Source organism: Terrabacter sp. Root85, from assembly GCF_001429185.1.
GTDB lineage: Bacteria > Actinomycetota > Actinomycetes > Actinomycetales > Dermatophilaceae > Terrabacter.
This window is the reverse complement of record NZ_LMIW01000013.1, coordinates 66,778-90,294: the sequence shown is the minus strand read 5'-3', so window position 1 is coordinate 90,294 and position 23,517 is coordinate 66,778. Positions and strand designations below refer to the sequence as shown.

Genomic DNA, 23,517 nt, shown 5'->3' with positions numbered 1-23,517 from the left:
ACTCGCCGAAGGAGCACCCGCGTGACCCCCAAGCTTCTCCCCCTCATCGCCACGCCACGTCACGGCTCGCGCAGCCGCATGACGTGCCACTACCGCTGCAACGACGCCTGCGACGCCCCGGTCCCCAACGAGAGCGCCAACCCCGCGATGCGCGACCTCGTCGAGGGCGCTCTCGCCCGCCGGTCCGTCCTCAAGGGCGGCGCCATCGGCGCCGGCGCACTCGTCGTCGGCGGCCTCGCGACCGCCACCCCCGCCGCGGCCGCCGGCGCCAGCGCCGCAGCCGGCCGAAGCCGCACCACCGCGGACGTCGGCCGCGCCGCCTTCACGCCCGTCGCGCCCAACCGGGCCGACGCCGTGACGAACGCCCCCGAGTTCACCCACAACGTCGTCATCCGCTGGGGCGACCCGGTCGAGGCCGGCGCGCCCCGCTTCGACGCGCACGCCCAGACGCCGGAGGCCCAGGCCAAGCAGTTCGGCTACAACAACGACTACGTCGGCGTGCTGCCGCTCGACGGCCGACGCGCCCTGCTCGTCACGAACCACGAGTACACCGACGAGAACCTCATGTTCCCGACGGGCGAGTACGACGACGCCATGATCAAGAAGATCGCGATGGCCGCCCACGGCATGTCCGTCGTCACGATCGAGCGCGGACGCGCCCAAGGATCCTGGATCCGCGCCGACCACCGGCGCGCCCACCACAACCGCCGCATCACCGTGCACACCGAGTTCGCCTTCCACGGCCCGGCCGCCGGCCACAGCTTGCTCCGCACCGCAGCCGACCCGACGGGGACCCGCGTCAACGGCACCTTCGGCAACTGCGCCGGCGGCACGACGCCGTGGGGCACCGTCCTGTCCGGCGAGGAGAACTTCAACGGCTACTTCGACGCGAGCGGCGCCGTCGACCCGGCGAACGCCACGTCGTTCAAGCGCTACGGCCTCGCCACCGCAGCCGTGACGAACCGCGGCTGGTCGACCGTCGACGAGCGCTTCGACCTCACCAAGCACCCGCACGAGGCCTACCGCTTCGGCTGGGTCGTCGAGGTCGACCCCTTCGAGCCCGACTCGACGCCGGTCAAGCAGACGATGCTCGGCCGCTTCAAGCACGAGGGCGCCAACGTCACGATCTCCGACTCCGGCCACGCCGTCGCCTACATGGGTGACGACGAGCGCGGCGACTACCTCTACAAGTTCGTCTCGGCAGAACGCTTCCGCAAGGGCGACTCGCGCGCCGCCCGCACGCACAACAAGACCCTCCTGACCAAGGGCACCCTCTACGTCGCGAAGTTCGTCGGCGACGGCACGGGCGACGGCGAGTTCGACGGCGCGGGCACGTGGATCGCCCTCACCTCGGACACCCGGTCCCACGTCCCCGGCATGAGCGTCGCCGAGGTGCTCGTCAACACCCGGCTCGCCGCCGACACCGTCGGCCCGACGAAGATGGACCGTCCCGAGGACGTCGAGCCCAACCCCGTCAACGGCAAGATCTACGCCGCCCTGACGAACAACTCGGACCGCGGGGTGAAGTACCCGACCGACGAGACCAACCCGCTTGCCTCGAGCATGGTCCGCGCAAGCCTGGACGCACCGCTCACGAGCAAGTCGGGCAACCGCAACGGCTACGTCCTCGAGCTCACCGAGCTCGGGAACGACCACACCGCAATGACGTTCACGTGGGACCTCTTCCTCGTCTGCGGAGACCCCGCAGCGCCGGAGACGTACTTCGCGGGCTACGACAAGGCCAAGGTGAGCCCGATCAGCTGCCCCGACAACGTCGCCTTCGACGCCGTCGGCAACCTCTGGATCTCGACCGACGGCAACGTCCTCGGCTCCAACGACGGCCTCTTCCGGGTGCCGGTCTCCGGACCCGACCGCGGACGCGTCGAGCAGTTCCTCACCGTGCCGTTCGGCGCCGAGACGTGCGGCCCACTTGTCACCGAGGACCAGCGCTCGGTCTTCGTCGCCGTGCAGCACCCCGGTGAGACGGACGGCGCGACCTTCGAGACGCCGTCGAGCACCTGGCCGCACACCGACGGCTTCCCGCGCCCGAGCGTGGTCGTCTCCTACCGCCGCTGACCGAGCGGCACGACGCACGAAGGCCCGGCACCGTCAGGGGTGCCGGGCCGTCGTGCGTGACACGTCGTGACCACGAGTTGGTATGCCGTCCGGCTTCGCTCAGCGGGTGCGCGTCGGCAGGTGCGTGCGTGGCGCCATCCGCGGCCCGCGGCGCGGCCGGTGGTGCCCCGCGAGACCGAGCAGGTGCTGCACGCGGTAGCGGTGCCCGCGGTAGGGCTCGAGCAGCTCGGCGAGGCCGTCGTCGTCCACCGGGGTCCCGGTCAGAGCCCACCCGATGTCCTTGGCCACGTGGTAGTCGCCGAAGGACACGGAGTCGGGGTCGCCCAGCGCTCGCTGCGCCACCTCGGCGGCGGTCCACACCCCGACGCCCGGCAGGGCCCGCAGGCGACGGTGTGCCTCCGCGACGGACACGGACGCCCCCTGCTCGAGCCGGCCGGCATACCCCGCCGCCCGCACGACGGTGCGCGAGCGCGCGCCGTCGACGGACGCCTGCAGCCACGCCCATGACGGGACCGCCGCCCACCCGGCTGCCGTCGGCGGGGCCATGAGCCCCGGGAAGGGTCCGGGGGCCGGCTCGCCGAAGCGACGCACGAGCACGCGGTAGCCCGAGAACGCCTCCTGACCGGTCACCTTCTGCTCGATGACCGCCGGAGCGAGCGCGTCGAAGACGAGACCCGAGCGTGGCACCCGCCAGTGGGAGAAGCGCCGCCACGCCTCGGCGACGAGGTCGTGGTGGGGCTCGAAGCCCGAGGGGTCGTCGTCGTCGCCGAGGAGACCCGGCACGGCGTCGAGCAGCCACGCCGCTCCCGGACCCCACGCCTGGGCCTGCACCTCGGAGTCCCCGGGACGGCACACGAGGTGGAGGGTGCCGACGCCGTCGGGCGTCTGCGCCGCCCGCGTCACCGTGCCGTCGCGTCCGAAGCGTGAGGTCGGGTCACCCGAGCCCCGGCGGAAGACGCCGAGCTGGGCACGCAGCGCGATCTCGCGGTCGCTGCGCCACAGGCGGGTCGGGGCTTCGGGCACCACAACATCCTCGCCTACACTCGGCACCGTCGCCGCACGGGACGACCCGTCCGTCGACGAGCGACTCACACCCCCGCCCCACCGGCCCCACCGGCCGCCGCCGACAGACCGACAGGAACGAGGAACGATGGCCCGCGAGACGAGCCGAGACCGCCGCGAGCGCGTCGCCGAGATGCAGGCCGCCCAGAAGAAGGCCGAGCGCCGTCGCCTCTTCGTCGTGATCGGCGCCTGCGTGGCCGTCATCGCCATCATCGGCGCGGCCGTCGCCTGGGCGATCATCGGTGAGCAGAACAAGAAGGACGAGGCGCTCCAGAACATCAGCGGCGACGTCGCCGCCGCCTCGTGCGACCCCATCACCAACGACCCCGCGAGCGGCTCGAGCGACCACGTCGGCCCGGGCACCAACCAGCCGGACGTCACGAAGATCACGTACTCCACGGTCCCGCCGTCGAGCGGCAAGCACTTCGCCGTCCCGGCCGTCGACGGGCGTCGCGTCTACACCGTCGCGGACGCCCCGCAGATCGAGACGCTGGTGCACAACCTCGAGCACGGCTACACGATCCTCTGGTACGACCGCTCCGTCGAGAAGGAGCAGGCAGCCGCGTTCCAGGCCCTGTCGACCAAGGTCAACGCCATGAAGGAGTCGGCCAACAAGTTCCTCATCAGCCCGTGGGACCCCGCCCACGGCGCCTTCCCCGCGGGCAAGAAGTACGCCCTGTCCCACTGGGCCGCCGACGTCGACCAGGCCACCGGCAAGGTCGGCGCCCAGATGGGTCACCGTCAGCTGTGCGGAGGACTCAACACGACGGTCGTCGAGGACTTCGTCAAGAAGTACCCGTGGAGCTCTGCCCCGGAGCCCGGCGCCGCCTGAGCCCTCCCCCGTTCGCCTCCCAGCCCCCGGTGACCCACCGGGGGCTGGGTGCGTGTGCAGCGGGTTACTCTGCCGTCATGACGATCACCGGCGAGTACGTCCCCAGCCCCAGCGAGTGGGTCCGCAAGCAGGTCGAGACGATCGAGAGCACGGGCACCACCGAATCGGTCGACATCATGGGCCTGCCCGTGGTCATGCTGACGATGCGCGGCGCGAAGACCGCGGCGATCCGCAAGGTGCCGCTCATGCGCGTCGAGCACGACGGGTCGTTCGCCGCGGTGGCGAGCCAGGGCGGGGCACCGGCGCACCCGAACTGGTACCACAACCTCCTCGCCCACCCCGACATCGACCTCCAGGCCGGCACCGAGACGTTCCCCGTGCACGCCCGCGAGCTCGAGGGCGAGGAGCGCGAGCAGTGGTGGCAGCGGTGCGTCGCGGCCTACCCGCCCTACGCGGAGTACCAGACGAGGACGGACCGCCTCATCCCCGTCTTCGTGCTCGAGCGCCGCTGAGCGTCCGCGCGCGACGGGTCGGACCGCGACGGGTCAGACGCTGACGTCGCTCTCGGCGGCGGCGTGCCGCTCGGTGATGAGGTGGTGCGAGCGGGCGTAGAGCCACCCGCCGAGCGCTGCGACGACGTCGACGATCGTGACGATGAAGCGCGACATGATCGCGACGGCGGCCGCCGCCGGCGTCGGCATGGCCGTGGACAGGATGAGGGTGAGCAGTCCCTCGCGCGCACCCAGTCCGGCCGGCAGGACGATCGTCAGCATGCCGAGCGACACCGACAGGGCGTAGCCCGTCATCGCCGCCGTCGTGAGGTCGGGGTGCGGCGAGGCGTCCCCGGCGACCGCCCGGGCGAGCAGCAGGGTGTGCACGCCGAAGGCGACCCACACGAGGACGAAGATGACGACCGCGCGCATCACGGCACCCGCCGAGAGGCCGTGCTCGAGGGGCTCGCGCTTGATGGTGCGCAGCATCTTGTCGATGATCGCGTTGAGCAGCTTGGGCACGCAGAGCACGACGAGGATCGGGATGCCGAGGAGCAGCCACCAGTCGAAGCCCGACGAGGTGCTCGTGAGCAGGAACGACGCCGCCGGGAGCCCGACGAGCAGGCCCGTGAGCAGGGCCAGCCCGAGCGCGAGCAGGCCGGTCACGGCGGTGCGCCGACGCGGCACCTTGAGGTGGCTCGCGATGTCCGCCTGCACGAGCACCGACCACAGCGAGCCCGGGAGGTACTTGCCGAGCTGGCCGACGAAGTAGACGCCGGACGCGGGCGCGAGGTGCAGGTCGGAGCCGAGGTCGCGCAGCAGCGTCTTCCAGCCGATCATCGTCAGCCACGTGCCGATGCCTGCCGCGAGCGTCGACCACAGGAACGTCGTCCACGAGATCTTGTCGAGGTGGACGGACACGTCGGCCCAGTTGTGGACGACTGCGTAGACCACGGCTGCGAGCGTGATGAGCGCGATGGCCACGCGCAGGACGGTGAGGATCTTCTTACGGGTCATGTCGCACCCATCATCGCAGCGTCATCCGGGTGCTCAGCGCCGTCGCAGCGTGAGACGCACGAGGCCGTATGCCGCGTCGTCGGCCCGGGCGCGTGACGCCGCTTCCCGCATCCGGGCGTTGACGTCGCCGTCGAGGTCGCCGATGAGCACGAACCCGAGGTCGTGGGCGCGGGCCAGGATGCCACGCACGTCGGCGGGTCCGACGGCCCCCTCGGCCGCGCGCGGGCCGATCGGGACCGTGACGACGAGGAGGCCGCCGGAGCGCAGCGCCCACGAGGCCTGCTCGAGCACGTGGTCGACGTCGTCGGCGTCGCAGCCATGGGGGTGGATGCGGACGATGACGTCGAGGGATCCGGTGTCGACGTCGAGCGCCGCCACGCTCGGGTGCGAGCCGGTGAAGTCGATCTCGACGGGGGCGAAGCCGACCGCGCGGGCCCACCGGGAGAGGAGGGAGCGCGTGCCGCCCTCGTCGACGATCACGGCGCTCCGGCGGCCGTCGTCGCGCACCCGCAGGATCGCGGCGAGACTGCCGAGGGCCGCCCACGCCGAGACGCTGTCGAGGGATCGCGGCAGGCCGAGGATGCGTGAGAGCCGGCGGGCGTCGTCGGCCTCGTCGGGCTCGCCCAGCACGTCGGTCGCGAGCACCCACTCGGGAAGGTCGTCGGGACGGAGCGAGACGAGCGGACGCCGCGCCGCCACGGCCCGGGTCGCGCTGCGACGGGCCCGGCCGGCGACGCTGCGAGCCCCGCGACCCAGGACGCGGCGGGCGTGTGGGAGCAGGCCCTGCTCCGCCGGCCCATCGTCGTCCCTGGGGTGGAGGTCGTCGGGGTCGTCGGGGTCGTCGGGGTCGTCAGCAGGCACGCCGGGCTCGTCGGCGGGGAGGCCCGGGTCGCCGAGCAGCACGCTCTCGTCGACGGAGAGCGCCTCGAGGGTTCCGAGGTAGTGCGCCCACGGTCCCGACAGGTCGGGGGTCTGCACGCCCTCGGCGAGGCGGCGGCGGACGTCGGGGTCGCCGAGACGGCGCAGCGCACCCGCGAGCGCTCGCTCGTCCTCAGGCGGGACGAGGATCCCGTTGACGCCGTCGGCCACCTGCTGGGAGAAGGGGGCGATGTCGGAGGCGAGGACGGGCAGCCCGTGGGCGTGGCCGAGGATGACGTTCTGCGAGGCCGTCGCCGAGCGGTAGGGCAGCGCGAGCACGTCGTGGTCGGCGAGGAGCGAGGCGAGCGCGTCGGCGGGGACGTAGCCGTCGCGGATCTCGACCCGCCCGGCGAGCGCCGGGTCCGAGGCGAGGCGGCTGATCACGCCGCGGTTGGCGCCCCAGATCTCACCGGCGATCGTGAGGGTGACCTCGGGCACGGTCCGCATGGCGCGCAGGAGCACGTCGATGCCCTTGTACTCCCGGATCAGGCCGAGGGCGAGCAGGCGGGTGGGACCGGGCCGCGGTCCGCGGTGGATCGGGTCGCCCCCGGGGAGGTGGGGCGGGAGGTCGGCGACGGAGACTCGTCGGGCCCCCAGCTCGTGGGCCACCGTGGCCTGGTCGGCGCTGTGCACGAGCACGGAGTCGACGCGCGAGAAGAGCACTGACATGAGCCGGGCATCACCCGGGTGCGGCTCGTGCGGCAGGACGTTGTGGCAGACGACGACCGACTGAGGGCGCGGACCATCACCACCCGGCACGGCGCCAGCGGCCCGCAGCAGCGCCAGGTGGGCTGGGACGACGGGAGGCATGACGTGGACGACGAGGATCGCGTCGACATCGCGCAGCCGCCGACCGGCCCGCACCCACGTGTCGGGCCGAGCCCAGCTGAGCGCCCGGATCGTCCGCGGGAACGGAGGCACCTCGGGCACCCCGTCGGGCACGGACGCATCGGCGTGGTGCAGCTTCGAGGGGTAGAGGTGTGCCCACGACACGAGCGTGACGTCGTGCCCGGCGTCCGCGAGGTGGTGGGCGAGCATCGTCGTGTGCGCGGCGACGCCGCCCTTGTGCGGGTGGGTCGGGCCGACGATCGCGATGCGGAGCGCGGCCGAGCCCGTCGAGTCGTCCGTCATGGTGCCCCGACTCTAGTTCCCGGCCCCGGCTCCCGGGCGTGCTGCCGCGCGCGCCTCGCGTGTCGGTCAGGGCACCGACGGCGCTCTACGCTGGGCGCATGCAGAACGAGGACGTGTGGCTGGTCGTGCCGCTCTACGACGAGGCAGCCGTCATCGCCGACGTCGTGCGCGAGGCCCGCGCCGTCTTCCCCAACATCGTGTGCGTCGACGACGGGTCGCACGACGGGTCGGCCGACCGTGCCGAGCAGGCGGGTGCGGCCGTCGTGCGCCACCCCGTCAACCTCGGGCAGGGCGCGGCCCTGCAAACGGGCTTCGACTACGCCCTGGGCGACCCGGCCATGCGCTACGTCGTCACCTACGACGCCGACGGCCAGCACCAGATCCACGACGCCGAGGTCATGGTCGACCGCATCCGGCAGGGCGACGTGCGTGTCGTGTTCGGCTCACGCTTCCTTGACGAGCGCACCGACGCCTCGGCCTCGAAGCGGCTCGTCCTGCGGGCCGCGGTCGCCTACACGAACTTCACGACGGGCACCCGACTGACCGATGCGCACAACGGCCTGCGCGTCCTGCACCGTGACGTCGTGCAGCGCCTCGACATCACCCAGAACCGGATGGCGCACGCCTCCGAGATCGTCGCCCAGATCGGCTCGATGCGCTTCGACGGCGCGAAGGTCGCCTACGCGGAGGAGCCCGTGCACATCCTCTACACCGACTACTCCAAGGCCAAGGGCCAGTCGCTCTGGAACGCCGTCAACATCCTCGCGGAGCTGATCTGGCGATGAGTCGACAGAGTGTCATCCAGATCCTGCTCATCGCCGCGGTCCTCGCGATCGCCTGGCGGCTGCTCATCGGCTCGGGACAGCGCACGCAGGCGCTGCGTCGCCTGGGGCTGCTCTTCCTGCTCGGCCTCGTCATCTACTCGATCATCGACCCGAGCAAGACGTGGACCAACCTCGCCAAGGCGTTGGGGATCGGACGCGGCGCCGACCTCATCCTCTACGGGCTGGTCGTGGCCTTCCTCGGCTTCGTCGTGACGACCTACAAGCGCTTCCGTGCGATGGAGACGCGCTACACCCGCCTGGCGCGCCGCATCGCCCTCGACGAGGCGGGGTCCGCAGCCGAGCACGTGAAGTCGACAGGAACGGCTGTCACACTGTCCGGCGAAGTTCCCCCGTCCCCGAGCGTGAAGGCAGCCGATGCCGACTGATCCGAGCACTCCGCGTCGTCCCGGCCATGACGACGCCTACGTCGTCGACACCCGGCGTGGCCCCAAGCGACCCGGCGGCGCGGCCGTCGCCGCTTCGCGCATCGACGAGAGGGACGCCGGACCGGACACCCCGGCGCGTGAGCCCCGCTACCGCTGGCGCCGAGGACGCATCGCGCTCGTCGTGCTGCTCGTGCTGCTCCTGGCCTGGATCGGCTTCATGGTCTGGGTGCCGATGCAGGCGTGGGGGGCCGTCAACAAGGTCGACAACATCCCCGCTGGCGAGCGGCCCACCGACACGTCGGGCTACAACTACCTCCTCGTGGGCTCCGACAGCCGTGAGGGGTTGACCAAGGAGCAGCGCAAGAAGTACGCGACGGGCAACGCGGCCGGCAACCGCACCGACACGATCATGCTCGTCCACGTCTCCGAGAGCGGCGGCAAGCCGGTCATGGTCTCGCTCCCCCGCGACTCCTACGTGCCCATCCCTGGGCACGGCTCCAACAAGATCAACGCCGCGTACTCCATCGGCGGACCCAAGCTGCTGACCGACACCGTCGAGCAGGTCACCGGCATCCACGTCGACGGCTACATCGAGATCGGCCTGGGTGGCTTCGCCGCCGTCGTCGACAGCGTCGGCGGCGTCGACCTCTGCGTGCCGCGCGACATGAAGGACAAGAAGGCCGGCATCGACCTCAAGAAGGGCTGCCAGACGCTCGACGGTGGCAATGCCCTCGGCTACGTCCGCTCCCGCTACGAGGACCCGCTGGGCGACATCGGGCGCGCCGCCCGGCAGCGCCAGTTCCTCGGCGCGCTCATGAAGAAGGCCGCGACGCCCTCGACCGTGCTCATCCCCTGGCGCTACAAGAGCTTCGCCGACGCCTCCGCAGCGGGCCTCGCGGTCGGCCAGGACACGGGGATCGTGGACGCCGTCCGGGTGCTCCAGGCCATGCGTGCCGTCAGCAACGACGAGGGCCTCTCCCTGTCCGTGCCGACCTCCGACCTCGCCTACCGCACGAGCGCCGGCGCCCTCGCCGTCAAGTGGGACACCGAGCGCGCCAAGGCGCTCTTCAAGGCCCTCAAGGACGACGAGCCATTGACCGAGCCGCCAGCCGGCACCACCGTCGAAGGAGCGAAGAACAGCTGATGGCCGACCTGCTGCCCGCCGACGTGCTCGCGCGGATGGTCGCCGCGGACCCGGGCCGGCCGCGCCTGACGTGGTACGACGACGAGCCGGGACCGACCGCGGGCGAGCGCATCGAGCTCAGCGCCCGCGTCCTGGCCAACTGGGTCGCCAAGGCTGCGAACCTCCTCCAGGACGACGCCGCGGCGGGCCCCGGCACGACGGTCGGCATCGACCTCCCGGCGCACTGGCGCTCGCTCTACTGGGCCCTCGCGGCGTGGTCGGTCGGCGCGACGGTCGTCGTCGGCGACGCGGCCACCGGGGCCGACGTGCTCGTCACCGGCTCCCCCGCTGCCGCCGCCGGCCACGGAGGTGACGCGGTGCTCGTCTCGCTGCCGGCCCTGGCCCGTCGGCACCCGGAGGCCGACGATGCGGGTGGCGCCGTCGACGAGGCCCGCGAGCTGGCCACCCATGGCGACCTCTTCTCGCCGATGTCCGACGCCGAGCCCGGCGACGTCGCGCTGGCGGCGGACGGCGTCGACACGGCATACGGCGCCGTCGTCGCGCCCGAGGACGGCTGGGGCACGTCCCCGCGCGTCGTGCTCGGCGGCGCCCTCGAGCCGGTGCTGCGCCGGGCGCTCGCCGCCTGGGCGGTCGACGGGTCGGTCGTGCTCGTGCGCGGTCAGCGCGACGACCTCGCAGACCGCTTCGCCTCGGAGGGCGTCACCGTCGACGCCCGCGAGAGCGCCTGAGCGACAAGGCTCTACGCCGACAGCCGGTCGAAGAGCGACCAGGTCCGGGACGCGACGACCCCGGTGCTGGCGAGGCCCGCCCGCGCCTGCACGGCCTTGACGGCCTCGCGCGTCGCCAGGTCGAAGACGCCCGTCTGACGGACGCCGAGCAGGCGCTGCACGGCGACGACCTGAGGTCCCGTGTCACCCGCGCGCAGCACCGTCGAACGGTCGGCCACGAAGGGGAAGTCACGGGCCTCGAGGACGTCCCAGAGCTCGGGGGTCATGACCCCGGTCTGTGGCAGCGCGAGCGAGCGCTGCAACGAGACGACCTTGTCGCGTGTGACGGAGCCGAAGACACCGTCGACGGCGAGGCCGCCGAGCGCCCGTTGGAGGACGCGCACCGCGGCGCCGCGCGACCCGGTCGCGAGCGTCAGGCTCTTGTATGCCGTGTAGCTCGTGGCGATGTCGACGCTGGCGACCCCGGCGCTGCTGCGTGACGACGTGCTGGCATAGGTGGTCATGGCGAGGTCCCTCCCGGCCGTGGTGGTGCTGGTGACGAGCGCGACGGTGCTCGTCGTCGCCGACCAGCCGCGCGTGTAGAGCCGCTGTTGCGTGGCCGAGTCGGCGACACCGGTCTGCGGCAGCCCGGCGAAGCGCTGGTAGGCCGTCACCCGGGCGCGCGTCAGCGTGCCGTAGTAGCCGGTCGTCGGCAGCGAGCCGAGCCTGGCCTGGAGCGCCTTGACCGCCGCCGACGTCATCCCGAACCGCAGGGTCGGGTAGGCCTTCGTCGTCGTGCCGGACGCCGCAGCGGTCCCGGTCCAGCCGCGCACCCAGAGTCGGGCCTGCGTCACCGGGTCGGCGACTCCGGTCTGCGGCAGGCCGACGAACTTCTGGTACGCCGTCACCCGAGCCTGGGTCAGGCTGCCGTAGTAGCCGGTGGTCGGCAGCGAGCCGAGCTTGCCCTGGAGGGTCCTGACGGCGGCCGAGGTCGTCCCCGGCTTCAGCGTCGGGTAGGCCGCGGTCACGCTCCGCCACCCGCGGGCCGCGAGGATCTCCTGTGTCCGCAGGTCGGCGACGCCGGTCCGCGGCAGCCCGACGAAGGTCTGGTAGGCGACGACACGGGCCTTGGTCTGGTCGCCGAAGTAGCCGGTCGTGGGCAGGTTGCCGAGCCGGACCTGCAGCTGGCGCACCGCCTCGGAGCGCATGCCGTAGGAGAGCAGCACGGGCTTCGTCGTCACGGGCGTCGACGGCGTCGGGGTGCTGGGCGGGGTCGTCGGCAGCGTCGTCGCCGCCGGCGGGAGCGAGGTGAGGTAGCTGCGGGTCGCGACCCCCGTCCACCACGACGTGCGGCCGGCCGCCCCGTCGTAGTTGAAGCTGAAGTGCACGTGGTCCGTGTGGGGCGATGAGCCGTAGTACGGCGCCCAGCCCCGCTCCGTCGCGTAGGAGCGCCACATCTTGCGGTCGTGGATGATGTACATGATCCCGAAGCGACGGGCCATGGCGCCCTTGACGCCGTTCTTGTCGGGGGCGGTCAGCCACGCGAGCACCGACTGGGCGACGGCCTCCTGCGAAGGGTTGTCGACGTTGAGCATCCAGTCCCAGGCCCGCCCGTCGTAGTGCTCCGACGGACCGCTGCCGCAGGCGCGCCCGATGAGTCCCGTCGAGCCCATCCCGTAGTGAGAGGTCATGAGCCGGGCGAACGCGAGCACGCCAGGACGCGCCACGGGGTCGCAGACCGTCTGCTCCTGGTAGGGCACGTACACGTCGAGGGTGCTCGGGAGCGTCCGGGTCGGCGGCGCCTGGACCGCCGCAGCCGGGCTCGCCGTCATGGGCACGGTCAGCGCGGGAAGAGCGAGGACGAGGCCCAGTCGGTGTCGGCGCAAGGCCATGGTGAACCTCTTGTCAGGGGAGGGAGCGGGTTTACTCCCGCACCATTTATGCACTCCAGTCACACCCATCACAAGGCGGTTCGACGAATTACAGACGTGTTCTTCGCTGGGGTCACAAATGACACGACTGTCATTCCCTCCCCCGCACGCCGTACGGCATACGTGCTCGGCGACCACAGGTCGGCGCGCTCGTGTGGGACGACCCCACGGCACCCGGGCGCGACGGCGCGGATAGAGTCCGACCCATGGACAAAGTCGTCTCCACCCCCCAGGAGGCCATCGCCGGGATCAGCGACGGAATGTCGCTCTCGGTCGGCGGTTTCGGTCTCTGCGGCATCCCCTCCGTCCTCATCGCGGCGATCCACGACGCCGGCCTCACCGACCTCGAGGCCGTCTCGAACAACTGTGGCGTCGACGACTGGGGCCTCGGCATCCTGCTGCGCGACAAGAGGATCCGCCGCATGGTCAGCTCGTACGTCGGTGAGAACAAGGAGTTCGAGCGGCAGTACCTCTCCGGCGAGCTCGAGGTCGAGCTGACGCCGCAGGGCACGCTCGCCGAGCGCCTGCGCGCCGGCGGGTCCGGCATCGGCGCGTTCTTCACGATGACGGGCGTCGGCACCCAGATCGCCGACGGCGGACTGCCCTGGCGCTACGACGACTCCGGCACCATCGCCGTGGCGTCCCCGCCGAAGCAGACCCAGGACTTCGAGTGGATGGGCGAGACGAGGACGTTCGTCCTCGAGCAGGCCATCACGACCGACTTCGGGCTCGTGCGGGCCGCGAAGGGCGACCGCCACGGCAACCTCGTCTTCAACCAGTCCGCCCGCAACTTCAACCCGCTGTGCGCCATGGCCGGCCGCGTCACCGTTGCCGAGGTCGAGGAGCTCGTCGAGCCCGGCCAGCTCGACCCCGACGAGATCCACCTGCCCGGCATCTTCGTGCAGCGCGTCCTCCCGCTGACCCCCGAGCAGGCCGCTGACAAGCGCATCGAGCGCCGCACCGTCCGCCCGCGCACGACGACCGAGCAGGAGGCCTGAGATGGCTCTGACCCGTGAGCAGATGGCGGCCCGCGCCGCCGCCGAGCTGGCCGACGGTGCCTACGTCAACCTCGGCATCGGCTTGCCGACGCTCGTGCCCAACTACGTCCCCGACGACGTCGAGATCGTGCTCCAGTCCGAGAACGGCATCCTCGGCGTCGGCGCCTACCCGATCGACGGCGACGAGGACCCCGACCTCATCAACGCCGGCAAGGAGACCGTCACCCTGCGCAAGGGCGCGGCCTTCTTCGACTCGGCGACGAGCTTCGGGATGATCCGCGGCGGCAAGGTCGACGCCGCCATCCTCGGCGCCATGCAGGTCTCGCAGGGCGGCGACATCGCCAACTGGATGATCCCCGGCAAGATGGTCAAGGGCATGGGCGGCGCGATGGACCTCGTGCACGGTGCCAAGAAGGTCATCGTGCTCATGGAGCACAACGCCAAGGACGGCTCCTACAAGATCGTCAAGGAGTGCTCGCTGCCCTACACGGGGCGCGGCGTCGTCCAGCGCATCATCACCGACCTCTGCGTCCTCGACGTCACCGAGACCGGCCTCGTGCTGCGTGAGCTCGCGCCCGGGGTCACCGAGGCCGAGGTGCGCGAGAAGACCGAGCCCGAGCTCACGGTCGACCTCCAGCCGGCGCCGTCGCACGGCTGAGCCCCGGCCTCCGGACCACCGGGAAAGGCGCGGTCACGAAGGTCGTGACCGCGCCTTTTCCCATTCACCGGCAGGCGCCGGAATTTACCGTCCGCTGTCATTCACGGGACAGGCGATGCCGCATTTCCTGTGAATTCGGCTGGCACGGTCACGAATTGGCCACCAATGCCTTGCGTTCACTCCGATAAATGGGACATTTGGGACCATTGCGTCTTCCGACCCAGGAGTGACTCCCGTGCGCCCCATCCCCACCTCGTTCGCCGTCGTCGCGCTGACCGCCACCTTCATGGTGGTCCCCACCGTGACATCCGGCGCTACGCCGCGCCCCGTCTCACCGGTCGTCCACGACGTCGCCGTCCCGGCCGTCGCGGGCGTCGGCACGGGCACCGCGAAACGGTCCGCGACCGTTTCCGGGACCGCCGCCGCCACCGGTGACCGACACGGCGCGGGCGACCCCGTCGTGGCCACGAAGCAGGTCCAGGGTGTCGACTTCGACCTCGCCGGCGTCACCTTCGACACGACGCCACCCGCCGGCACCCACGTCGAGGTGCGCACCCACGGGGAGAGCGGGTGGTCGGGCTGGACCGACCTCGGCCTCGACGGCGACGGACCCGACCCCGGCTCGGCCGACGCCCGCCACGCGCGCCCGGGCACCGAGGCCGTGGCCGCGGCGGGCTCGGACGGGATCGACATCCGGGTCACCACCCCCGACGGCACCCTCCCGCGCGGTCTCCGGGCGAGTCTCGTCGACGGCGGCCGGTCGAGCGCGGACGACGCACTCTCCGCCCCCGCTGGTTCGGCCGTCGCGGCCGTCACCCGACCAACGATCATCTCGCGCGCGCAGTGGGGCGCAGACGAGAGCCTGCGCACGTGCGACGCCGAGCGCCTCCCCGGCTTCAAGGCCGTCGTCGTGCACCACACGGTCAACTCGAACACCTACACCGCCGACCAGGCGCCCGCCATCATCCGCTCGATCTACGCGTACCACACGCAGAGCCAGGGCTGGTGCGACATCGGCTACCAGATCCTCGTCGACCGTTTCGGCCGTGCGTACGAGGGCCGCAAGGGCAGCCCGGCCGGCTTCGTCCAGGGCGCCCAGGCCGGCGGCTTCAACGCCGAGACGACAGGCATCTCGGTCATCGGCGACTTCACGTCGGTCCCCTTCCCGGCCGCCACCCAGAGCACCGTGACCAAGCTCGTCGCCTGGGAGGCCGACCGGTCCCTCTTCGACCCGACATCGTCGGTGACGCTGACCTCCAGCGGCAACTCGAAGTTCGACCCGGGCCAGAAGGTGACGCTGCCGCGGACCGTCGGACACCGCGACCTCAGCCTGACCGGCTGCCCGGGCGACACGGCATACGCCAAGCAGCTGCCGACGATCCGCAGCAACGCCGGCGCGATCTGGCGTGACGGGCAATGGAACCCGATGGCCCCGCGGGCCGCGTCCGAGACCTACCCTCGCCCCACGAACGGTGTCCTGACGTTGGCGGGCCACGGATTCGGCCACGGCGTCGGCCTCTCACAGTGGGGTGCCTACGGCGCGGCCACGAAGGCCCTGACGTGGCAGCAGATCGTCGGCTTCTACTACCCCGGCACGACGCGCGCCGCCCAGGCCGACCCGACGCTGCGCGTGTGGCTCTCGGCCGTCGGCACGTCGGGCACCCAGTTCTCGAAGGTCAGCGGCATGGTCATCTCGGACGGCAAGCGGCAGTCCACCCTCTCGAGCGCGTACCGATGGCGCATCGTCCCGGAAGGCTCGGCCCTGACGCTGCAGGCGAACTCGGGCGCGGGCTGGTCCACCGTGACGACATGGCGGGGCTCGACGCTGCCGCTCACGGTGAGCCGCCCCTCCACGTCGTCGGTCCGGGTGCTGCTGCCGAGCGGCACCCAACGGGAGTACGCAGGGTCGGTCCGCGTCGTGCCCGTCTCCGGGAAGGCATACGCCGTCAACCTCGTCGGCTCCGAGCGCTACACACGCGCCGTGGTGCCCGTCGAGATGTCGGCGAGCTGGCCCGCAGCAGCCCTGTCGGCGCAGGCCGTGGCCGCCCGCACGTATGCCGCCCATTCGCGTGCCGCTGCCGGCTCCCGCGTCTACGACATCTGCGACGTGTCGTGCCAGGCGTACAACGGCATCGCCGACTACAGCTCGGCAGGCACCCTCGTGCGCCGCTACGAGGACACGCGCTCGACGAACGCCACGACGGCCACGGCCGGGACCGTCCTGACCTACGGAGGCAAGCCCGCCTTCACCCAGTACTCCGCGTCGAACGGTGGGCGCACGGTCAGTGGCGGCACGGCCTACCTCCCGGGCAAGACCGACCCCTACGACGGCGCGGTCGCCTCGTCGTCCAACCCGCACTCGTGGACTGCCACGCTCCCGGTCGGTTCGGTGGAGCGCGCCTACCCGACGATCGGACGGTTCGTCCGCCTGACGGTCGGTCCCCGTGTCGGTGGCGGCGGCAGCGGGACATGGGGAGGACGCGTCGCCTCCGTCACGCTGACGGGGTCGGCATCGACAGTGACGGTGTCGGCGGACGCCTTCCGCACCTCGCAGAAGCTGCGGAGCACGTGGTGGGTCGTGACGTCGACACCCCCGTGGTCGACGAACTTCTCCCCTCGTGACGTCACGGGCGACTCCCTCGCGGATGTACTTCTGCCATCGGGCGGCGCGATGAAGACCCTCTCGTACACCGGGTCCCTGAGCTTCACCGTGAGACAGATCGCGGGGAGCGGCTTCGCCGACATGCGAGCGACTGCCCTGATCGGGCCGTGGACCCAGGACAACCTCGGCGACGTCGCCGCCATCGACAAGGCGGGACAGGTGTGGGTCTATCCGGGCCTGGGACGCAGCAACCTCAATGCGGGGCGCACGCTGCTCGCGTCGGGATGGACCGGCGCCAGCCACATCCTGCCCGTGGGCGACTTCGACGAGGACGGCTACACGGACTTCGTCACGCGGTGGACCGACGGCAGAGTCGTGCTGCACCGAGGGAACGGAGCCGGCGGCATCCGGAGCAGTTCGACCATCGCGTCGGGCTGGAGCCGGCTGACGCAGCTCAGTGCTGGCGAGTTCACGGGTGACGGACATCCGGATCTCCTGTGCGTCCGGGCGTCCGACGGCGCCCTGGTGCTCTACCCGGGCTCGGGATCCGGAACCCTCGGTGCTGCACAGGTCATCGGTCTGGGCGGGTGGAACGCCATGAGCGCGGTCCGCGGCGCGGGTGACATCACCGGTGACGGCCGCGACGACATCCTGGCCCGACGCGCGAGCGACGGGAGGCTGCTCGTCTACCGCGTCCAGGGAGCGGCTCGGCTCACGTCTCCGCTCTCCGCGGGGACCTACGCGTCGACGGCCGCCTGGGGGCAGTAAGGCTGCCGTCGGCGGGGGCCCGGGACCGGGTGCATCGGTCCCGGGCCCCTTCCGTGGCGGTGTGCGAGCACCTCAGCCGAGGCTGGCGATGTGCTCGATGAGGCCGGTCGTCGACACCGACGGCGTGCGCGGCAGGTAGACGACCTCGCACACGTCGCCGACCCAGTCGAACTTGCCGGCCCAGTCGTCGCCCATGACGAGGACGTCGGCACCGTGCTCGACGATGTAGTCGCGCTTGAGCTCGAGGGACTCCTCGACGAAGACCTCGTCGACGACCTTGAGCGCCGAGATGATCTCGAGGCGCTCGTCCTGGTTGAAGACGGGCGGGCGACCCTTCTTCGCGATGTTGAGCGCGTCGGCCGAGACTCCGACGACGAGGCGGTCGCCGAGCTCGGCGGCTCGCTGGAGCACTCGGACGTGCCCGACGTGGAAGACGTCGAAGGTCCCGAAGGTGATGACGGTCCGGTGGGTCACTCTTCTCCTAGGGCAGGTGGACGGGGTGGGAGACCCATCGCGTCGTCAGCGAGGGTACCGGTCCGGGTGCTCAGCGACGAGTCGCCGCGGACTCGGCGGAGCGCACCGCGTCGGCCAGGGTCGTCTGGGCGAGACCACTGCCGTCGCTCACGGGGCCCCCGTCGGTGACGGCTGCCGCGAGCGCCTCGGCATCGAGAGGGGCGAGCACGACGCCGGCCGGCCGGGGCGCCGTGTCACTGGCGACGACGGTGGCTCCGGCCGCCTGGGCCTCCCGGACGATGACGGAGTCACCGTCCCAGCTCGTGGGCCGCAGGAACGTGCCGACGCGGGACAGGACGGCCGACACCTCGTCGGCGCTGGAGTCGAAGGCCACGGTCAGCCACGGCTCCACCTCGCCGAGACGACGCAGCGCCTCGACCTCCGGGGAGTCGTGGCCGTAGGCGAGGACCGTGAGCGTCGCGTCGCTCCAGCGCTCACGCACGCGACGGACCGTGTCGATGCCGAGCTGGGCGTTGTAGTGCGCCAGACCGGCGTTCGTCGCGAGGGCGAGTGCGTGGGGCTGCCGCTCGTACGGGCTCGGCACCGGAGCCGCGGACGAGTCGAAGGGCGTCACGACGGTGATCCGCGCACGCAGCGCGGCGGGGAGGATGGCCCCGATCTCGTCGTTGACCGCCCAGATCTCGTCATAGGCGTAGAGCGCGAGCACCAGGGCCCGACGGCGCCAGGCGGTCATCCGCGCGACCTGCCCCCCGGTCGAGCCGGAGTGGAGCACGAGGACGGTGCGGCCCGACAGCAGTGCGAAGACGGGTGCGAGCAGCATGGCCCGCCACAGGCGGGTCAGGTGCAGCAGGTGAAGCGACCGGTGCGTGAGCCGCGGCAGCATCGAGGCAGCGCGCCGCGCCGATCCCGTGTCGACGTAGGACACCGGGATGCCCTCTGCCCGAAGGACGCTCGTCAGCTGGGCGTGGCTCGTGCGCACCCCGCCGACCTCGCCGTGCTCCTGGGCCCACTGGAGCACCGGGAGCGGCGCGACCGACGCCTCGCTGCCGGTCATCAGTCGAGCCTCGAGCTGGACAGCACGCCCAGCAGATGGCCCCCGGCCGTGACGACGATGAGCGGCACCATCGCGATGACGAGGACCTGCGTGCCGAGCAGGTCGCCGTGGACGGCGTCGACGACGGCAGCGACGAGCGCGAGGATCGAGGCCTCGACGGCGACGAAGGCCCTGAAGATCGGCACGTAGTCGAAGGCGCGTCGCAGGCGCGCCATGCCCGACGCCTTGGGGCGGGCCGTGCCCTCGACGTCCTCGAGCGGCGGGCGTCCGGTCTTGGCGCGGGCCACGTGGACGAGGTCGGTGAAGGCCTTGTTGAGCAGGACGCCGAGCGCCACGAGCATGCCGAGCGCCGTCCAGCCCCCGACGTCGCCGGGCGCCGACAGGCTCCACCCGTCGGCTCGGAGGCCGATCGCGACGGGGATCGCCCCCTCGGTGACGTAGTGCCCGATGCGGTCGAGGTAGATGCCGGCGGGCGAGAACCGCTGGCGCCACCGGGCGACCTCACCGTCGGAGCAGTCGAGCAGGATCTGCAGCTGCATGGCGAGGACCGCGACGATCGGCCCGACGAGACCGCCGAACGGGATGGCGAGCGCACCGACGAGGCCGGTGAGGATCATCAGCCACGTGACGCCGTTGGGCGAGATGTGCGTCGGGAGGAGGGCGCGCGTCGCGTAGATCGAGAGGTGACGGATGTAGAGCGCGCCGGCCCAGTGCTCCGCGTTGTAGCGGGCGATGTGCTCGGGCGGCTGCGCGACGGCCTTGAGCTCGGCGATGCTCGGACGGTCGTTCGTCGGGTCGTGCGTCGGGTCGTGCGTCACGAGGAGCCATCCTGCCGTGTCGACCCGTCCGCTGCCGCATCGGTGGCCCCACCGGAGGGGGCCGACCCGATGACCGCGCGCCACGCGCGGGCGGACTCGGCGGCATACGCCACGATGAGCAGGACCGCGCCGACGAGCAGCGGCACGGCCGGCCGGTCGGTGAAGCCGCCGATGATCGCGAGGACGACGACGCGGCCCTCGACCCCGAGAGTGGCGCGGACGAGGGCGTGCGGCGTGCCGCGGCCGGTCTCGCGCAGCCGGTAGACGTTGTCGTAGACGTGCCAGCACACGGCCGCCAGCCACGCGTACGCGGCGGCGCGGGCGACCGGGTCACCGCCGGCGGCGAGGAGCAGGGCCGCCGCCTCGACGGCGACGAGCAGGCCGGGCAGCTGCCAGGCGAGCCGCCCGCGCCCGGTCGGTCGCGGCACGATGGCGAGGTCGACGAGGTGCGGCAGCGTGGGGTCGGGCTGGTCGGCGCGGAAGTGGTCCCGCCCGGTCAGGGCCTTGCCGAGGCGCCCCGCCTGGGTCCACGCGAACGCGATGGCTGACGCGACCCCGAGCGCCCACAGCAGGAGGGCAGGGCTGTGGAGGAGGAGCCCGACCGACATGACGAGGTAGCGCTCGGCGATGGGCAGGTGCAGCACCTGCTTGACGTCGCGGACGAGACGGGCGCGGCCCGTCGGCGCGGCCGGCACGTCGGTGCGGGCCCCCTGCGCTCCCCCGTCGCCGGGCACGTCGAGCGCGCGTGGCACGACGGGTCGGGCTGAGAGGGCACGGTGGCGGGTCGCGTAGGCGAAGTCCTCGGCGTGACGGACGGCTAGGAGGGCCAGCACGACGATGGCGAGCCACCACAGGTCGTCGCCCCGGCGCGCTGCGACCCACGCGACGGCCGCCACGAGCGTGAACTCCTTGATGCGGTCGCTGACCGCGTCGAGCCACCCGCCGAGGGGGCTGTAGCGACGCGTGAACCGGGCGAGCTCGCCGTCCACGCAGTCGACGACGAGCGAGGCCTGGAGCAGGACGGCGGCGAGCACCCACGTCCAGCGCGTGTCGAAGGCGGCGAGGGCGCACGCCGCCAGGCCGAGCAGGAGGCTGACGAACGTCACGACGTTGGGCGTCCAGCCGCGCCCGAGGCCGTATGCCGTGAGGCGACGTGAGAGCGGACGGATCGCGTGCGTCGAGAAGACGCCGTCATTGCCGCGCGAGGCGGCGCGGAGGCGCTGCTGCCACGCGGAGCCGACGACGCCGGGACGCTGCTCGTGGCCGCGCTCGACGGTGACGTGGGCCAGGGGTGTCGCGGCGACCGGGACCACGGCGTCGCGGACGACGGCGAGCACCGCCAGGTCGAAGACCTGGATGCCGGGCTCCCCTGCCGACTCGCTCGTCGCTGCCGCCCGAAGGACCTCGGCCACGCGGATGCGGTCGGACGCGGCGACGCGCAGGATGCCGGCGGCATACGTCGTCGGTCCGCTCACGACGTGCCGCACGGTCCCGACGGAGGTGACGCGTCGGGACACGGGGTCGACCCGCACGGGGGCGAAGCCGCCCGGCGCCACGTCGGAGGCGTCACCGCGCAGGTCGGTGACCGGGCCGTCGACGACCGCGGTCGAGGTCACGTCGCGCGGTCCGTCGAGCAGGTCGAGGAGGGCGACGGGGCTGATCCGCACGTCGTGGCTGACCACGACGAGCGGCACGTCGCTCGCGGCCGCGGCCACGTCCGCTGCGGCCAGCAGGTCCGAGGAGACCGTGTGCGCGTCGACGGGCGCGAAGTGGCGGGCGAGGCCGAAGGCCTCGAGCGACTCGAGCAGGTCCGACGCCGGGGCACCGCCGACCACGAGGAGGTCGCCACCGGAGGACCGGCCGTGCACGGCCCGGGCACGAGCGTCGCCGACGAGCGGGCGCTCGTCGAGCCTCACGAAGCGGCGTCCGCGTCGGCGTCGGCGTTGTACTGGGCGATCACCTCGTCGATGGGACCGTCGCTCTTGAGCTGGCCCGACGCGAGGTAGAGGCCACGCTCGGCGAAGCGACGCAGGTCGTGCTCGCTGTGCGACACGAGGAAGAGCGTCTTGCCGCCCGAGAGCATGTTCTCCATCCGCTCGTAGCACTTCTCGCGGAAGGCGCGGTCGCCGACGGCAAGGACCTCGTCGACGAGCACGACGGGCTGGTCGAGGGTGGTGATGAGCGCGAAGGCGATGCGCACCTGCATGCCGGAGCTGAAGTGGCGGAACGGCATGTCCATGCCGGCCTGCACCTGGGGGCCGGCGAAGTCGACGATCTCGTCGAAGCGAGCGTCGATCTGCTCCTTGGTCAGGCCGTGCAGACCCGCCGCTAGATAGACGTTCTCGCGCGCCGTGAGCTCACCGAGGAAGCCACCGGTCAGCTCGATGAGCGGGGCGACCCTGCCCCGGACCGTGGCGTGCCCCTCGTCGGGGAGCATGACGCCGGCGATCATCCGCAGGAGCGTGCTCTTGCCGCTGCCGTTGCCGCCGACGAGACCGACGGCCTCGCCCCGGGCGACGTCGAAGGAGATGTTCCGCAGCGCCCAGAACGTCTCGCTCGGCGCGCTGTTCTGTCGCTTGAGCACCATCTCGCGCAGCGACATGCGCCGACGACGGGAGCGGTAGAACTCGATCCCGAGGTTGCGCACCTCGATCACCGGCTTGGCCATCAGATCTCCTTCAGCACGGCCGGCTCGAGCCGCTTGAACACGAAAGCCCCCACGAAGAGCAGCACGACCGTCAGCACGACGGCCGAGCTGACCGACAGGATGTTCATCTCACCCTTGAAGAAGCCGGACCGGAAGAGCTCGAGGATGCCGCTCATCGGGTTGAACAGGAGCAGCTTCTGCAGCACCGGCGGCGCCATGTCGGCGCTGTAGAGCACGGGGGTGGCGTAGAAGCCGAGACGCAGCACGATGCGGACGACGCGAGCCATGTCGTTCACGAGCACGGTGACCGGCGCGAGGATCATGCCGATGCCCACGGACAGCAGGAAGGTCAGCACGAGCGAGACGGGCAGGAGCACGATGGTCCAGTGCAGCTTCGTCTGCCCGGTGATCATGTAGAAGATCGTGAAGGCGGCGATGACCGGGAGGGTCAGCACGAACTCGACACCCTTGGCGAGGACGACGCGCACGACCCACAGCTCACGCGGCAGGTTGGCCGACCGCACGAGCCGTGCCTCCGACAGCAGCGCCCGCGACGTCTCCGTCATGTTCTGGGCGAACCACTGCCACAGGAACAGGCCGGTCACGAGGTGCAGGAAGTAGGGCTGGTGGCCGCCTCGACGTGCCTGGAAGATCACGGTGAAGACGACCAGGTAGATGAGGGCCATCAGCAGCGGGTCGAGCACCGTCCACACCCAGCCGAGCACGCTGCCGGCGTACCGGACGCGCAGGTCGCGCTCCACGAGGGTGCGCACCACCTGACGGTTGGCCATGAGGCCACGGAACTGGGACACGCCGATCATGCGCGCAGACCACCTTCTCCTTCGTGCTGTCTCGAGGCCTCTGCATCCAGGGCCGGGCTGGGCGGTCCCCCACCCGATCCTCGCCGAAGTCTAGGGGTGCTCGCCATGTGCCGCGTCCACGGCCGCTACGGGTCCGTGCCGGGGCACTCTCGGGTCGG

Annotated in this window: 20 protein-coding genes; 10 read left to right on the top strand and 10 right to left on the bottom strand. The window is 71.8% G+C overall.

The genetic code is table 11. The annotated features are described in order from the left end of the window. Positions 1 to 21 precede the first annotated feature (21 nt). Positions 22 to 2,076: a PhoX family phosphatase gene (locus tag ASE25_RS19580; RefSeq protein WP_056827093.1), complete on the top strand. Its 2,055-nt coding sequence runs from the start codon at positions 22 to 24 to the stop codon at positions 2,074 to 2,076. Positions 2,077 to 2,175: 99 nt separating this feature from the next. On the opposite strand, the gene ASE25_RS19575 is transcribed toward ASE25_RS19580, so the two are convergent. After that, entirely contained in the window at positions 2,176 to 3,102 is a 927-nt protein-coding gene (locus ASE25_RS19575) for a DNA-3-methyladenine glycosylase (RefSeq protein ID WP_056775751.1), read from the bottom strand. A gap of 124 nt (positions 3,103 to 3,226) precedes the next feature. Between ASE25_RS19575 and ASE25_RS19570 the strand changes: the two genes are divergently transcribed. After that, on the top strand, positions 3,227 to 3,970 hold the full coding sequence (locus ASE25_RS19570) for a DUF3105 domain-containing protein (protein ID WP_056827092.1): 744 nt from the start codon (positions 3,227 to 3,229) through the stop codon (positions 3,968 to 3,970). Between the two features lie 77 nt (positions 3,971 to 4,047). After that, positions 4,048 to 4,482 (top strand): nitroreductase family deazaflavin-dependent oxidoreductase, encoded by a 435-nt coding sequence (locus tag ASE25_RS19565; RefSeq protein WP_056775748.1) that lies wholly within the window; start codon positions 4,048 to 4,050, stop codon positions 4,480 to 4,482. A 33-nt stretch (positions 4,483 to 4,515) separates the two neighbouring features. Here the strand turns inward: ASE25_RS19565 and ASE25_RS19560 are convergent, their stop codons facing one another. After that, positions 4,516 to 5,478, bottom strand: coding sequence for a lysylphosphatidylglycerol synthase domain-containing protein (locus ASE25_RS19560; protein ID WP_056775746.1), 963 nt, complete (start codon positions 5,476 to 5,478; stop codon positions 4,516 to 4,518). A 33-nt stretch (positions 5,479 to 5,511) separates the two neighbouring features. Further along, a complete protein-coding gene (locus ASE25_RS19555) occupies positions 5,512 to 7,527 on the bottom strand; it encodes a glycosyltransferase family 4 protein (RefSeq protein WP_056827091.1) in 2,016 nt (671 codons plus the stop codon). Between the two features lie 98 nt (positions 7,528 to 7,625). Between ASE25_RS19555 and ASE25_RS19550 the strand changes: the two genes are divergently transcribed. From ASE25_RS19550 to ASE25_RS19535, 4 genes are read left to right on the top strand one after another with little or no spacing between them, the layout of a single operon-like run. Continuing rightward, positions 7,626 to 8,312 carry a glycosyltransferase family 2 protein gene (locus ASE25_RS19550; protein WP_056827090.1) on the top strand — a complete coding sequence of 229 codons (687 nt, stop codon included), beginning with the start codon at positions 7,626 to 7,628 and terminating at the stop codon, positions 8,310 to 8,312. After that, positions 8,309 to 8,737: a DUF2304 domain-containing protein gene (locus ASE25_RS19545; protein ID WP_056775741.1), complete on the top strand. Its 429-nt coding sequence runs from the start codon at positions 8,309 to 8,311 to the stop codon at positions 8,735 to 8,737. Before ASE25_RS19550 ends, ASE25_RS19545 begins: the two co-directional genes overlap by 4 nt. Then, on the top strand, positions 8,727 to 9,881 hold the full coding sequence (locus ASE25_RS19540) for an LCP family protein (RefSeq protein WP_056775738.1): 1,155 nt from the start codon (positions 8,727 to 8,729) through the stop codon (positions 9,879 to 9,881). The genes ASE25_RS19545 and ASE25_RS19540 overlap by 11 nt, the downstream gene beginning before the upstream one ends. Beyond that, positions 9,881 to 10,609 carry a TIGR03089 family protein gene (locus ASE25_RS19535; protein WP_056775736.1) on the top strand — a complete coding sequence of 243 codons (729 nt, stop codon included), beginning with the start codon at positions 9,881 to 9,883 and terminating at the stop codon, positions 10,607 to 10,609. Before ASE25_RS19540 ends, ASE25_RS19535 begins: the two co-directional genes overlap by 1 nt. Positions 10,610 to 10,620: 11 nt before the next feature. On the opposite strand, the gene ASE25_RS19530 is transcribed toward ASE25_RS19535, so the two are convergent. Then, the gene (locus ASE25_RS19530) at positions 10,621 to 12,480 is read right to left on the bottom strand and encodes a peptidoglycan-binding protein (RefSeq protein WP_056827089.1); all 1,860 of its coding nucleotides are present in this window, start codon (positions 12,478 to 12,480) and stop codon (positions 10,621 to 10,623) included. A 245-nt stretch (positions 12,481 to 12,725) separates the two neighbouring features. Between ASE25_RS19530 and ASE25_RS19525 the strand changes: the two genes are divergently transcribed. The 3 genes from ASE25_RS19525 to ASE25_RS19515 all read left to right on the top strand — a co-directional run bounded on the left by ASE25_RS19525 (position 12,726) and on the right by ASE25_RS19515 (position 17,545). Then, the gene (locus ASE25_RS19525; RefSeq protein ID WP_056827088.1) at positions 12,726 to 13,517 is read left to right on the top strand and encodes a CoA transferase subunit A; all 792 of its coding nucleotides are present in this window, start codon (positions 12,726 to 12,728) and stop codon (positions 13,515 to 13,517) included. A 1-nt stretch (position 13,518) separates the two neighbouring features. Further along, complete coding sequence (locus ASE25_RS19520) at positions 13,519 to 14,175, top strand: 3-oxoacid CoA-transferase subunit B (RefSeq protein WP_056827087.1); 657 nt, start codon at positions 13,519 to 13,521, stop codon at positions 14,173 to 14,175. A 235-nt stretch (positions 14,176 to 14,410) separates the two neighbouring features. After that, the gene (locus ASE25_RS19515) at positions 14,411 to 17,545 is read left to right on the top strand and encodes a SpoIID/LytB domain-containing protein (RefSeq protein ID WP_056827086.1); all 3,135 of its coding nucleotides are present in this window, start codon (positions 14,411 to 14,413) and stop codon (positions 17,543 to 17,545) included. 72 nt (positions 17,546 to 17,617) lie between these two features. On the opposite strand, the gene ASE25_RS19510 is transcribed toward ASE25_RS19515, so the two are convergent. The 6 genes from ASE25_RS19510 to ASE25_RS19485 form a co-directional block, all read right to left on the bottom strand. After that, positions 17,618 to 18,019, bottom strand: a complete 402-nt coding sequence (locus ASE25_RS19510; protein WP_020144383.1) for an adenylyltransferase/cytidyltransferase family protein — start codon at positions 18,017 to 18,019, stop codon at positions 17,618 to 17,620. 70 nt (positions 18,020 to 18,089) lie between these two features. Next, entirely contained in the window at positions 18,090 to 19,073 is a 984-nt protein-coding gene (locus ASE25_RS19505) for a glycosyltransferase (RefSeq protein ID WP_056827085.1), read from the bottom strand. Further along, a complete protein-coding gene (locus tag ASE25_RS19500) occupies positions 19,073 to 19,891 on the bottom strand; it encodes a CDP-alcohol phosphatidyltransferase family protein (RefSeq protein ID WP_056827084.1) in 819 nt (272 codons plus the stop codon). Before ASE25_RS19500 ends, ASE25_RS19505 begins: the two co-directional genes overlap by 1 nt. Next, complete coding sequence (locus ASE25_RS19495; protein ID WP_056827083.1) at positions 19,888 to 21,807, bottom strand: DUF5941 domain-containing protein; 1,920 nt, start codon at positions 21,805 to 21,807, stop codon at positions 19,888 to 19,890. Before ASE25_RS19495 ends, ASE25_RS19500 begins: the two co-directional genes overlap by 4 nt. After that, positions 21,804 to 22,559, bottom strand: a complete 756-nt coding sequence (locus ASE25_RS19490; RefSeq protein WP_056775721.1) for an ABC transporter ATP-binding protein — start codon at positions 22,557 to 22,559, stop codon at positions 21,804 to 21,806. Before ASE25_RS19490 ends, ASE25_RS19495 begins: the two co-directional genes overlap by 4 nt. Then, positions 22,559 to 23,359 carry an ABC transporter permease gene (locus ASE25_RS19485; RefSeq protein WP_056775719.1) on the bottom strand — a complete coding sequence of 267 codons (801 nt, stop codon included), beginning with the start codon at positions 23,357 to 23,359 and terminating at the stop codon, positions 22,559 to 22,561. The genes ASE25_RS19490 and ASE25_RS19485 overlap by 1 nt, the downstream gene beginning before the upstream one ends. Between the last annotated feature and the right edge of the window lie 158 nt (positions 23,360 to 23,517).